This window comes from Rhizobium sp. F40D2, assembly GCF_051810745.2.
Taxonomy (GTDB): Bacteria; Pseudomonadota; Alphaproteobacteria; order Rhizobiales; family Rhizobiaceae; genus Rhizobium.
On sequence record NZ_CM131436.1, the window covers coordinates 539,686 to 552,702 of the forward strand.

The window sequence follows — 13,017 nt, forward strand, 5'->3', positions numbered from 1 at the left end:
GTATTTCAACCCGCCGCGAAATACCGCGTCAGCGCACCCTTCGTGCGGTTGATATAGCCGTCCTGCCAGTTGTCGTCGACGTTGAGAAAGCCCGACCAGCCCTTCTTGCCCTGACGCTTCAATTCGGCCTCGACGGCGCGGAAACGATAGTGGTCATAGACATCGAGGACGTGGACGGCATAGGCCTCGGCCAGCGCCCGGTCGCCTTTGACGATCAGCATGTTTTCGTCATTGGCGTAGGAGGCCTTGAAGCCGAGATTGTGGCTGCCGAGGACGACGATGCATTCGTCCGACAGAGGATCGATCACCAGCACCTTGTCGTGAATGATGGCGCCCACCTTCTTGGCCGTCAGTTCCTCCGCGCCGAAATCCGCCAGCAACTGGCGGTCATCGATGCGCGACGCCCGAACGATAGAGACATTGGCCTCGTCGAAGGTATGGGGCGAGACGCCCTCTTCATCGTCATCCGGATCGTCGGGATCGTTGTCCTTGCCGGCGACGTAATTGGGCATGGCCTGCGGGCTGGAAACGGCGCCGGTGACGATCAGCTTCTGATCCTTGAGGCCGATATCGATCGCCTCGCCGACGATGCAATCCTTGCCCGACTGACCGGGATAGAAGGCAAGAAACAGCACCGCATGCTGGGCACGGCGCATCAGGCGATAGACCTCGCGGAGGTCGGGCGGAATTGCCTTGCCTTTTCTGCGGCTTTGCATGTTCGGCGAGAACCAGGTTTCAAGCGAAACCCCGTTGGCTGTGGGTATAATGGAAGGCGTTTCGTTGGAGCGGCGGAATTCCTTGCTCTGCTGGTTGTCGGGCATGCCGTCATCGAATTCGACCGGCGCTTCCAGCGTCGCATTGTCCTCCAGCATCCGCCCCCAATAAGCGACATAGGCCGCGGCGACCGCATCGTTCCTGACGATCAGCGCGTTGTTGGATTGGCCGGCAAGCCCGGTCGCCGTCCAGTTGGTGCTGCCGGTGAAGACCGCTGCGCTCTGCACCATCCGGCGGTATGTGCACCACGAATTTGTTGTGGCCGATCTGGCTCGAATTGTTGAACATCCGGTGATGGATCTCGACGCCTGCATCGATCAGTGCCTTGCGCGCAGGCGCATTGCGTACATCCCAGGCGTCCCCGACCTTTCCGGTATTGGCGAGGATGATGCGCAGCCTGTCCTTGTTGGCAAGCAGCAGCTCCAGCAGTTCCTCGTCCTCCAGTTCGTAAAGGGCGACGAGGAAACGGCCCGGCGCATTCATGAATTCCTTGAGCATCAGAATGACGTCGCCGGCAAGATATTTGCGGATGCCGTTCGACGGATTGGAAATCATGTCGATCAGCTCGTTCGGTTGTTTCACCCCGTCCTCCAGTAGGACGTTGCGCAACCACTGGGCGGCGAGAATGCCATTGGTGAAGGTGGACTCGAACTGGCCGCGCTTGCGCGTCACATGGACGGGGTTGGAGGCGACAGCCGGCCCGAGATAACCAAGCGGCCGCGGCGGCCCGTCATAGGCCTTGACCGCGATTTTCTCGTAGGTGCCGTCTGCCTTCTTGATCGGTTTGCCGTTGGCATCCCGCTTGTTGATCTCGACAAGCGCAGGCGTCGGATCCGGGGCGGCTGTCATGCCCGGCTTCAAATCGCCGAGCGGGCGGATTTCGTAGCGCACCCGCACCTCGTCCGGCCGCCGCCGCATTTCGTTGCGCCGCTTGCGCAGCGTCAGGTCGCGCCAGGAGAGCTTCTGCACCGGCCAGAGCGATGTCGTCTGCGGCAGCCAGTGCGGATTGCGCTGTCCCTTGAAGGCGACCCAGGCGGCGCACGTCACCCGGTCCTCGTTGCCATCGGGTCTTTTCGACACATTTCCCTGCTCGTCGAGATAGACGCGAACGACTTCGAACCCGAGGCATCCATCGATCTTGGCGTCTATGTCCCAGGCCACATAGGCGACCTCGTTGTTCACATAGGCATGCGCTGCAACAATCGATCCCATGGCCCCTCTCCCCAGTGAGCGCGGCAACTCTGCTACCATTCCGTGTCATATTCAAGCTGCTCGCCGGCCTCTTCGCGCGTTCGATCGCCGCTCGGAAAAACAGGGCGGAACCGGCCAAGATCAGTCGAATGCAACGCACAGAAATAGAATGTGATATCTCCCGAAACCGCTCACACATTTTTCCGCCATGCTCTAAGGTGAAAACCTTCGGTTCCTGAAAATCACTTGTTTTGCCTCGTTCTAATCGAATAAAGCGGTACAAGGAAAAGTAAGAAAGAGCGCCCGCCCGTGACACAACTGCCGAAGACCCCCCTGCTCGATCAGGTCACTTACCCCGCCGACCTGCGCAAGCTCGAGGATCGCGACCTGCCGCAGCTTGCCCGCGAAGTCCGGGACGAAATGATCGATGCGGTGTCGCGCACCGGTGGTCATCTCGGCGCCGGTCTCGGCGTTGTCGAGCTGACGATCGCCATCCACAGCGTCTTCGACACGCCTGACGATCGGCTGATCTTCGATGTCGGCCATCAATGTTACCCGCACAAGATCCTCACCGGCCGGCGCGACCGGATCCGGACGCTGCGCCAGGAAGACGGGCTTTCCGGCTTCACCCGCCGGGCCGAGAGCGAATACGACCCCTTCGGGGCGGCGCATTCCTCGACGTCGATCTCGGCCGGCCTCGGCATGGCGATCGCCGCCGATCTCGACAAGAACGACCGGCGCGTCATCGCCGTGATCGGCGACGGGGCGATGTCGGCCGGCATGGCCTATGAGGCTCTGAACAATGCCGGCGCGCTCGATGCGCGCCTCATCGTCATTCTCAACGACAACGACATGTCGATCGCGCCGCCGACAGGCGCAATGAGCGCCTATCTTGCCCGCCTCGCTTCGGGCCGCACCTATATGGGCTTCCGTGATTTCGGCAAGAAGCTGACGGCCTATCTCGGCAAGAACATCGACCGGGCGATCACCCGCGCCGTCGAGCATGCGCGCGGCTATGTCACCGGCGGCACCATGTTCGAGGAGATGGGCTTTTATCATATCGGGCCGATCGACGGACATTCCTTCGACCATCTGCTGCCGGTGCTGCGCAACGTGCGCGACAATGCGCGCGGACCGGTGCTGATCCATGTCGTCACCCAGAAGGGCAAGGGTTATCCGCCGGCGGAAGCCGCTGCCGACAAATATCATGGCGTCAATAAGTTCGACGTCATCACCGGCGCCCAGGCCAGGGTGAAGCCGAATGCGCCGAGCTATACCAGCGTCTTTGCCGAAGCGCTGGTGCAGGAAGCCACCCTCGACGACAAGATCGTCGGGATCACGGCCGCCATGCCGAACGGTACCGGCCTCGACAAGCTCGCCGAAGCCTTTCCGTCGCGCTGTTTCGATGTCGGCATTGCCGAGCAGCATGCCGTGACCTTCGCCGCCGGCCTTGCGGCTGAGGGATACAAGCCGTTTGCGGCGCTCTATTCCACCTTCCTGCAGCGCGCCTACGACCAAGTCGTGCACGATGTGGCGATCCAGGGGCTGCCGGTGCGTTTTCCGATCGACCGTGCCGGCTTCGTCGGCGCCGACGGACCGACCCATGCCGGCTCCTTCGACACCGCCTTCCTCACCACCCTGCCCGGCTTCGTGGTGATGGCGGCGGCCGACGAGGCCGAACTCAAGCACATGGTGCGCACGGCTGTCGCCTATGATGCCGGGCCGATCTCGTTCCGTTATCCGCGCGGCGAAGGTGTCGGCATCGACATGCCGGCGCGCGGCGAAATCCTGCAGATCGGCAAGGGCCGCATCGTCAAGGAAGGCACCAAGGTTGCGCTGCTCTCCTTCGGCACCCGGCTTGCCGATTGTCTGCTTGCCGCCGAAGACCTCGATGCCGCCGGCCTTTCGACGACGGTCGCCGATGCCCGCTTCGCCAAGCCGCTCGACCACGACCTGATCCGCCAGCTTGCCCGCCACCACGAGATGGTGATCACCGTCGAGGAAGGCTCGGTCGGCGGCTTCGGCAGCCAGGTGATGCAGTATCTCTCGAGCGAAGGCCTGCTCGACAATGGCCTGAAGATCCGCTCGCTCGTCATGCCCGATATCTGGATGGAGCAGGCGAAGCCCGAAGCGATGAACGCCCATGCCGGCCTCGACCGCGCGGGGATCGTTTCCACGGTGTTCCGGGCGCTTGGGCGCGGGGTTGCGGTTGGGGTTGCGGGATAGGTGAATTGTGAGGTGTGCCGAGCGGCCCCCTCATCCGCCTGCCGGCACCTTCTCCCCGCTGGGGAGAAAAAATTTGCGGCGATGTCTCGACTCCCTCTTCTCCCTCGGGGGTCCGAAGGACAGGGCGAGACCTGCGGCTCGACCCCGGGGGGGTGCCCGTAGGGCGGATGAGGGGGCCGCGAGGTCGGACAGACCTAACAGAAGCTTATTCCCATAAAAAAGGCGGCACTACCGCGCCGCCTTCTTCACTTGACATTCTTCCCTTCCAGGAAAGCGCTCTCTCAGAACTCCGTCCAGTCTTCCTGAACCGCAACGCCGCGGCACTTGCCTGCCGGCCGCCGAAGGCCTTGGTGACCTTGTTGGCCAGCGCGCGGGCCGGAGAAGCGACCGGGCGGGCGTTCGCAACGGCCGCGCGCGGTGCGGCGTCCGGCCTCGTCTGGCTGAGCTTGAACTGGTGCAGCAATTCGTCCAGCGCGTTTGCCTCCTGCGCGAGCGCATGGCTTGCCGCCGTCTGCTCCTCGACCATGGCGGCGTTCTGCTGGGTGCCCTGGTCCATGTTGTTGACGGCGGTGTTGATCTCCTGCAGGCCGATCGACTGTTCGCGGGTGGCGGTGACGATCGCGCTGACGTGGTGGTTGATCTCCTGCACCTCGGCGACGATTGCTTCCAGCGCCTTGCCGGTCTCGCCGACGAGGGAAACGCCGGCAACGACCTGTTCGCCCGATGTGGTGATCAGCGCCTTGATCTCTTTCGCCGCCTTGGCTGAGCGCTGGGCCAGTTCGCGCACTTCCTGGGCAACGACGGCAAAACCCTTGCCGGCATCACCGGCACGGGCGGCTTCGACGCCGGCGTTCAGCGCCAGAAGGTTGGTCTGGAAGGCGATGTCGTCGATGACGCCGATGATGTTGGAGATTTCGCCCGAAGACTTTTCGATCTGCTGCATGGCGGAAACGGCCCTGCGGACGACTTCGCCGGATTTCTCGGCGCCGAGGCGGGTGCGCTCGACGAGATTGCCGGCGTCCTCGGCGCGCTTGGCGCTGTCGCGGACGGTCGTCGTCACCTGCTCGAGCGCTGCCGCGGTCTGTTCAACGGCGGCGGCCTGCTGCTCGGTGCGGTGGGCAAGATCGTCGGCGGCCGAGCGGATTTCGCCGGCGCCGGCATTGATCGCCGAGGCGTTGCGTCCGACCGATTGCAGGGCCGCCTGCAGCTTTTCGACGGCATGGTTGAAGTCATTGCGCAGGCTGTCATATTGCGGAGCGAACGGCGTCTGGATCCGGCCGGCCATATCGCCATTGGCAAGCTCGGCAAGGCCGCCGGCCAACGCGTCGATGGCATGGCGGATCTCGCCTTCCTCGTGGGCCTTCTGCTCGTCGCTTGCCCGGCGCTGGCGTTCGGCGTCGCCGCGCATGCGGTCGGCCTCGCCGGCAAGGCGCAGCTTCTCGATCGCCGCCTGCTTGAAGACCAGCACTGACCGGGCCATGCGGCCGACTTCGTCGCCGCGGTCGGTCGCCGGGACCTCGATATCGTTTTCACCGCCGGCGAGGCGATCCATGGCGCTCGTCATGCCGACGATCGGGCGCACGATGGTGCGCGACATCAGCCAGGCGAGCACGGCGGCGGCAAGCGAGGCGATAATACCGCCGGCCAGCAGCGTCGTTTTCAGATCGCTGTTGGCATCGGCGCGGATTTTAGCAAGCGCTTCGGACTTTTCGCGGGCGCTGGCCTTGATCTTCGCCGAGGCCTGGCGGAACCCGTCGAGCTGGCCCTTGGTGGCGTTGACGCCGATCTTGACGACGTCCTCGATCGGCATGTCGGTTTCCTTGCGCGCCTTGGTCTGCGGCTCGGCCAGTTCATGGAAATAGAGGTCGGCGGCCTTTTGCATGCCGTCGATCATCTCGACCAGTTGCGGCTCGCCAGCCGCTGTCTGCTTGGCGGCGGCGATCGCCTTCAGCATGCGCTCGCGGTTGGCGAAGACATCGCCATAGGTGCTGTCGCTGCGGAAGAGGATAAAGCCGCGCAGGTTGACGGCCTGCTCGAGCATCGCCTGCAGCGCATCATCGATCTGGTTGACGAGCAGCTCGGACTTTTCCTGCTCGGCGGAGGCGGCGGCCGACGCCGTCGCCTTGGAATAAACGAAGGCGGAAACGGCGACGAAAATAAGAATGAGGGCTGCGAAGGTGGCTGCAAGCTTCCCGTTCAAGGATATGTTTTTGGCGGACATCGGTGAATTTCTCCTGACGACAGTCGACGCGGCGAAAGCGGGTCGCGCTTGAGGCGCAACCGCAGGGATGTTTGAAACTGAGAACATGATCGGCGTTGAAACGCTTGCGCCGTCATGGCGCCGAGCGGTCCAAACGAACCGCTGCAATCGAGGCGAAGCTATGCGGCCGGGCTTTAGATTTGCTTAAATTGCGCGCCGCAGCACCGGCCCAGGCCCTGATTAAAATGCTTAAATTAAGGCGTCTTCGGTTCCGCTTCCGGCGGATTGAGGATGAGGATGTCGAAGTCCTTGGCGGGATCGAAATCCTCGGCCGTCATGCGGAAGGTCGTCGGGCCGATCTTCTCGACATTGCTGCCGCAGAAGCTGATCAAACTGCCGGGCTTGCCCTTGTCGATCGTCAGCTGGAAGCGCCGGATCGGCCCCGCCCAGTTGGCGCCTGTCGACAGCACATAGGAGATCCAGCTTTCGGTGTAGTTGGCGCCGTTCGTCTCGGCTTCCGCAGCATGCTGCTGCGCGACCCTGACGAAGTCTGCGTCCAGGCAGTATTTGCGGGAATACTCCTCGAAACGCTCACCCTTCGGCTGGCCGTTTTCGAGAAAGCTGATGGCGACCGTCCCGCCGACGGCCGGCTGGTAGCGGTGCTCGACGCTGATCCTCTTCTTCGCCGGAAAGGTGGTGCGCCACCAATAGGTCGAGCGCAGCGTCCAGAGCGGCACCAGATCGGCCCCTGCCATCGGATAGATCAGGCCGCGGGCGATCCAGTCCTTCCGGATGGTTTGGGGAAGCTTGGCGAGCGCGTCGCGGGTCTTGTCGCTGTAAGGCAGGACCGGAATCTTATTTTTGGCGAGTTCATCGGTTACGTCGATGCCGAGCGAGACGACGCGCTGCTGCAGCTTGGCGGTGATCGGCATGCCGTCCTGCACGGTGGAAAAATGCAGGAAATTGTCGCTGTCATAATCTGCGATGGCCGAGTTGTTGTCCACCTGGCCTGATATGTCGGGCATCGGGAAGGCGACCAGGCTTTCGACATCCTTGTCGGACGTGTTCTCGAACACGTAATCGACCCGCACCTCAGAAGCGGAAATGAAGAGATCCTCTTGCACCATGCTGACATCGTCGGATTGGGCAAAGATCAGCCCGCCGGTCTTGACCTCGGCCATGGTATCGTTCGCCAGCGCCGGCGATGCGATTCCTGCCGCGACAAGAAGAGTGAAGAGCTTCAGCATAAAACACCCCCGTGCCTGCGGCCGCCCCGTAATCGCCGCGGCAGGATTATCGCCGAAAGCTTTCGAGGGTCAATGACGCTGTCTGGAACAAAATGCTTGCAACCGGCGGCTTTGCCGGTCATTCACAGCCGATGTCCGATCAAAACAGCCAACGCCTCGACCAACTTCTCGTCTCCCGCGGCCTCTTCGCCAGCCGTTCGCGGGCCCGCGACGCCGTGCAACGCGGCACCGTCCGGATCGCCGGCCAGGTGGTGACGAAAGCCGGCGCGCTCATCGGCGACGACGCCAATATCGAGATCGACGACCCGGCGCAGGACTATGTCTCGCGCGCGGCATTGAAGCTTGCCGCAGCGCTCGACCATTTTCGGCTCGATCCCGCCGGCCATCACTGTCTCGATATCGGCGCGTCCACCGGCGGCTTTACAGAGGTACTGCTGCAGCGCGGCGCCGCGCATGTCACGGCGATCGATGTCGGCCATGGGCAGATGCATCCGCGCATTTCGGCCAATCCGCGGGTGACGAACATGGAAGGCCTCAACGCCCGCAACCTGACGGCCGACGATATCGGCGAGCCCGCCGGTTTCATCGTTTCCGACGTCTCCTTCATCTCGCTGAAGCTGGCGCTGGCACCGGCTCTCTATATCGCAGAAGCGGGTGCTGTCGCCGTGCTTCTAGTCAAGCCGCAGTTCGAGGCGGGACGCGAGGCGATCGGCAAGGGCGGACTGTTGAAGGACCCCTCGTCCGCGCCCGCCGTCGCTGCGGAACTGGAGCGCTGGTTCATCGAGGATATGGGCTGGAAAAGCCTCGGCCTAATCCCCTCCCCGATTTCCGGCGGCGACGGCAATCAGGAATTTCTTCTTGCAGGATCGAAACCGTGAGCACCGAAACCGTTACCATCGAAAAGCTCGGCGCACAGGGCGACGGCATTGCCGGCAGCGCCGGCGGACCTGTCTATGTGCCATTCTCCCTGCCGGGAGAAACAGTGGCGATCGCCCGCGTCAAAAGCCAGGGCACGATCATGTCGATCGCAACGCCCTCGCCCGACCGGCAGGAGCCGCCCTGCCGGCATTTCGGCCCGGATGGCGTCAACGGCACCTGCGGCGGCTGCACGCTACAGCATATGGCCGATAGTCCCTACCGCGCCTTCAAGCGCCAGCTGGTCATCGATGCACTCAGATCGAAGGGGCTGACGCCCGATGTCGGCGAGATCGTGCCGGCTCGGCCGGGCGAGCGCCGACGCGTGGTGTTTGCGGCGCGCAAGACCGAGAAGGATATGCTGATCGGTTTCAATCAGGCCGAAAGCCATCATATCGTCGCGATCGAGGAATGTCCCATCTCGTCGGCGGGCATCGTCGCCCGGCTGCCGGCGATCCGGGCGATTGCTTCAGCACTCGCGACCAATGCCGAACCCTTCCGCGTCTCCGTGTTGGAAACGCTGTCCGGCCTCGACATCGCGGTCGACGAGGTGAAGAAACTCTCCGACCCGCAGCGGCGCAAGGCCGTCGAGATCGTGCTCAGCCTGCGCGGTATCGCCCGTGTCTCGCTGAACGGCGAAATCCTCATCGAGCCATCAAAGCCGCTGATCGATTTCGGCGATGTCCAGGTTTCACCGCCGCCGGGCGGCTTCGCCCAGGCAACCAAGCCGGCGGAAGAGGCAATGGCCGAACTGGTGCTTGCCCATGCCGGCAAGGCCAAACGGATCGCCGATCTCTTTGCCGGCGCCGGCACGTTTTCGCTGCGGCTGGCGCGGATCGGCCGCGTGCATGCAGTGGAAGCCGAAGCAAAGGCGCTCGCCGCCCTCGACCATGCCGCCCGCAATACGCAGGGGCTAAAACCGGTCAGCATCGAGAAACGCGATCTCTTCCGCCGCCCGCTGATGACGCAGGAGTTCAAGCCCTTTGACGCCGTCGTCTTCGATCCGCCACGCGCCGGTGCCGAGTTCCAGTGCAAGGAGCTTGCCCGCTCGAGCGTGAAAAAGATCGCCGCCGTCAGCTGCAACCCGCTGACGCTGGCGCGCGACCTCGCGATCCTCGTCGAGGGCGGCTACCGGATCACCGGCGTGACGCCGATCGACCAGTTCCTCTGGACCTCGCATGTCGAGGTGGTAGCAACGCTGGAGAAATAGGCAGGCCGCCGTCGGCTGGCCCCCGTGTCAATGTCGAGGGGGCCGACGCCCTCCATCTATTGGTCGCCGGAGTCCCGTTCCTGGCCGGCACTCAGCCGCATTGCCCGCGTTCCGAGTTTGGCACCGGTCACCGCATCGATTGCGATCGGCTCGATCTCCGAGCCGGTTTCGAGATCGACATAGCGGGCGAGTTCGCCATCGCAGTGGCGATGCGCCCACGCTCCGATCATCATCAGCACCGGCAGGAAATCCCGGCCCGCTTCCGTCAGCACATATTCCTCGCGCGGCGGCCGCTCGGAATAGAGGCGCTTTTCCAGCAGGCCATCGTCGGTCAGCGCTTTGAGGCGCTTGGTGAGCATGGTCGGCACGATGCCGAGACTCTTCCTGAATTGGTCGAACCGGGTCAGGCCGGTATGTGCGTCCCGCAAGACCAGAATGCTCCACGCATCGCCCACAGATTTAAGGCCCCGGGCGACCGGGCACTGAGGAATTGAACCATTTTTCATTAGGTATCTTTTCGATAGTGACACGATATCGAAAAGATAGTAACACAGCGTCAGCCAATGATCCACTTCAAATGAGAGCTGACAGCATGATCGACAGAACCAAAAACATCGCCCTGGTGACCGGTGCTTCCTCCGGCATTGGCCTTGTCACCGCCCAAACCCTGGTGAAAGCCGGATATCGCGTCTATGGGACAAGCCGCAAACAGGTTGCCGGCAAGCCCGGGATTACCATGCTGATCTGCGACGTGACGGATAAGGCCTCGGTCGAGGCGATGATTGCCGAGATCATGCAACAGGCCGGCCGGATCGACCTCGTCGTCAACAATGCCGGGATCGGCCTGCTCGGCGGCGCGGAAGAATCGTCGATCGACCAGGCCCAGCGCCTTTTCGACGTCAACCTTTTCGGCGTCGCCCGCGTCGTCAACGCCGTGCTGCCCATCATGCGCAAGCAGAAGAGCGGACGGATCGTCAATATGAGCTCGATCCTCGGACTTATCCCATCTCCGTACAACGCCTTCTATGCCTCGACGAAACATGCGATCGAGGGGTATTCCGAATCCCTCGATCATGAAGTGCGCAACTTCGGCATCCGTGTCGTTCTCGTCCAACCCGGCGTCACCAAAACATCCTTCGAGGAGAACCTGACGCGCGTCGATCAGCCTCTTGCCGTCTACGAGTCGGAGCGGAGCCGGAGCGAGGCCCTGATGCGCAAGTGGATGGAGGCGGGCGATGCACCTGAGGTCGTCGCCGACATAGTCGTGAAAGCCGCAACCGCCAGGAAGCCGAAGCTGCGCTATTCCGCCGGCAAGCAGTCGCGCCAGGTCCGCTCGCTTCGCCGCTTCCTGCCGGAGCGGCTGGTCGACAGCCTCCTGCGCAAGGTCAACGAGTTTCCTGCCTCCGTGTAAGTCTTTAATTTGGAGCAGGTTCAGATCCCGGTCGACCTGGCCTAAAATCTGAACCTGTTCCAGGCGAAGGAAACCGCTTCCGAATGCGCAAGACCAAAAGCCGCAATCCCTACTATGACGGCCCGGTGTCCGATCACTTCGACGGCACGCATTTCTTCAATCCCGACGGTATCGAGCCGCTTGGTTTCGGCGATCTGCTGCGGTGGCAATTCGGCGGCGGCCGTCAGCCTTGGCCGAGATCGGTCCCAAGTCCATACGCGGCGGCCAAACCCGATACACGTGTCCACGGTGAGGATCTGCGGGTGACCATGGTTGGCCATGCAACCCTGCTGGTGCAGGTCGCCGGTCTCAATATTCTCACCGACCCGGTATGGTCGGAGCGCGTCAGCCCCTTCACTTTTGCCGGCCCCAAACGCGTCGTCCAACCGGGCATCGCGTTCAATGATCTGCCGCCGATCGATCTCGTGCTGGTCTCACACAATCATTATGATCATTTGGATATCGCAACGCTCAAGCGGTTGCATGCAAAGCACCGGCCGCGTGTGGTGACGCCGCTCGGCAACGACACGATCATCCGCCGCGCCGTGCCCGATATGGAAACAACGTCGATGGACTGGGGCGAACGCATCGCGCACGCCGGAATCAGCATCGATGCCGAGCCTGCGCATCATTGGTCCGCCCGCGGCGGCGGCGATCGCCGGATGGCGCTCTGGGCATCGTTCGTCCTCTCGACCCCGGCTGGAAAGATCTATCACATCGGGGATACGGGCTTTCACCAAGGCACCAATTACAAAGCGGCGCAGCAGAAGCATGGCGGCTTTCGCTTGGCGATTTTACCTTTCGGTGCCTATGAGCCGCGATGGTTCATGAAAGGCCAGCACCAGAATCCGCAGGAGGCGGTGATGGGGATGAGGTTGGCGAATGCGGCCTATGTGGCCGGGCATCACTTCGCGACATTCCAACTGACAGATGAGGCGGTCGACGCACCGGTAAGGGCGTTGCAAGAGGCAATGCGCGAGCACGATATTCCCGCGGACCGGTTCCGGCCGCTTAGGGCCGGCGAGGTCTTCGATGTGCCCATGCTCTAGCGACGCATGAAGGCTTCGAAGGCGGCACGGGCCTCGGCGCTTTTCAGGCGGGCGGAGAAGTGGCGCGCCTCCTCGTCGATGCGGGCGATGATCTCGCCGCTGTCGCCGCGGATAAGATCGCGGGCGATGCGCAGCGCTTCCGGCGGTTTGGCGGCGAGCCGGGCGGCGGTCGCCAGCGTTACGGCATCGACCTCACCGGGTTCGACCACTTTCCAGATGATACCGGCGTCCTTGGCCTCGGCGGCCGAAAAGCCTTCGCCGGCCGCCAGCAGGGCGAAGGCGCGCTGGTGGCCCATCAGGCGCGGCGCAACGAGACTCGAACCCGCCTCCGGCACCAGCGCCAGATCGACGAAGGGGGTGCGGAACTGGCTGCGGCTCGAGGCGATCGTCAGGTCGCAATGGAGGTGGATCGTCGTGCCGATGCCGATCGCCAGACCGTCGACACCGGAGATCACAGGTTTTTCGGCCTTCACCAGCGCATAGAGGAAATCGAGGATCTCCTGCTCGAGGCCACCGCCGCCAACTGCGGCGGCAAGGAAGTCGTTCAGATCATTGCCGGCGGAAAAGCAGCCTTCGGTGCCAAGAAAGGCGGTGGCGCGGATGGCGGGATCGGCATCGGCGGCCTTCAACGCATCGGCCATGGTGCAATACATGGCGCGGGTGATGGCGTTCTTCTTCTCCGGCCGGTTGAAACGGATGAGCTGGACGCCGGGATGGGCGGAAGGCTGCTCGACGATGATGTGATCGGTCATTGG

At 63.0% G+C, this 13,017-nt stretch carries 8 protein-coding genes and 2 pseudogenes; 5 read left to right on the forward strand and 5 right to left on the reverse strand.

Going from position 1 to position 13,017, the window contains the following annotated elements:
* Positions 1-5: 5 nt before the first annotated feature.
* Positions 6-1,986, reverse strand: a pseudogene (locus ACS4RS_RS02735) (phospholipase D-like domain-containing protein).
* Between the two features lie 288 nt (positions 1,987-2,274).
* On the opposite strand from ACS4RS_RS02735, the gene dxs reads away from it, so the two are divergent.
* On the forward strand, positions 2,275-4,191 hold the full coding sequence (dxs, locus tag ACS4RS_RS02740) for a 1-deoxy-D-xylulose-5-phosphate synthase (protein WP_439008825.1): 1,917 nt from the start codon (positions 2,275-2,277) through the stop codon (positions 4,189-4,191).
* A gap of 281 nt (positions 4,192-4,472) precedes the next feature.
* Here the strand turns inward: dxs and ACS4RS_RS02745 are convergent.
* Positions 4,473-6,412: pseudogene (locus ACS4RS_RS02745) on the reverse strand (methyl-accepting chemotaxis protein).
* Positions 6,413-6,645: 233 nt separating this feature from the next.
* Positions 6,646-7,638 carry a DUF4424 domain-containing protein gene (locus tag ACS4RS_RS02750; RefSeq protein WP_439008823.1) on the reverse strand — a complete coding sequence of 331 codons (993 nt, stop codon included), beginning with the start codon at positions 7,636-7,638 and terminating at the stop codon, positions 6,646-6,648.
* 92 nt (positions 7,639-7,730) lie between these two features.
* On the opposite strand from ACS4RS_RS02750, the gene ACS4RS_RS02755 reads away from it, so the two are divergent.
* Positions 7,731-8,516 (forward strand): TlyA family rRNA (cytidine-2'-O)-methyltransferase, encoded by a 786-nt coding sequence (locus tag ACS4RS_RS02755; RefSeq protein WP_439008822.1) that lies wholly within the window; start codon positions 7,731-7,733, stop codon positions 8,514-8,516.
* Positions 8,513-9,763 carry an RsmD family RNA methyltransferase gene (locus ACS4RS_RS02760; RefSeq protein WP_439008821.1) on the forward strand — a complete coding sequence of 417 codons (1,251 nt, stop codon included), beginning with the start codon at positions 8,513-8,515 and terminating at the stop codon, positions 9,761-9,763. Before ACS4RS_RS02755 ends, ACS4RS_RS02760 begins: the two co-directional genes overlap by 4 nt.
* Before the next feature lie 56 nt (positions 9,764-9,819).
* Here the strand turns inward: ACS4RS_RS02760 and ACS4RS_RS02765 are convergent, their stop codons facing one another.
* Entirely contained in the window at positions 9,820-10,269 is a 450-nt protein-coding gene (locus tag ACS4RS_RS02765; protein ID WP_439008820.1) for a winged helix-turn-helix transcriptional regulator, read from the reverse strand.
* 86 nt (positions 10,270-10,355) lie between these two features.
* Between ACS4RS_RS02765 and ACS4RS_RS02770 the strand changes: the two genes are divergently transcribed.
* Both ACS4RS_RS02770 and ACS4RS_RS02775 read left to right on the forward strand, forming a co-directional pair.
* Positions 10,356-11,174, forward strand: a complete 819-nt coding sequence (locus ACS4RS_RS02770; RefSeq protein WP_439008819.1) for an oxidoreductase — start codon at positions 10,356-10,358, stop codon at positions 11,172-11,174.
* Between the two features lie 83 nt (positions 11,175-11,257).
* Positions 11,258-12,262 carry an MBL fold metallo-hydrolase gene (locus ACS4RS_RS02775; RefSeq protein WP_439008818.1) on the forward strand — a complete coding sequence of 335 codons (1,005 nt, stop codon included), beginning with the start codon at positions 11,258-11,260 and terminating at the stop codon, positions 12,260-12,262.
* On the opposite strand, the gene ACS4RS_RS02780 is transcribed toward ACS4RS_RS02775, so the two are convergent.
* Positions 12,259-13,014: a crotonase/enoyl-CoA hydratase family protein gene (locus ACS4RS_RS02780; RefSeq protein ID WP_439008817.1), complete on the reverse strand. Its 756-nt coding sequence runs from the start codon at positions 13,012-13,014 to the stop codon at positions 12,259-12,261. The genes ACS4RS_RS02775 and ACS4RS_RS02780 overlap by 4 nt on opposite strands.
* Positions 13,015-13,017 lie beyond the last annotated feature (3 nt).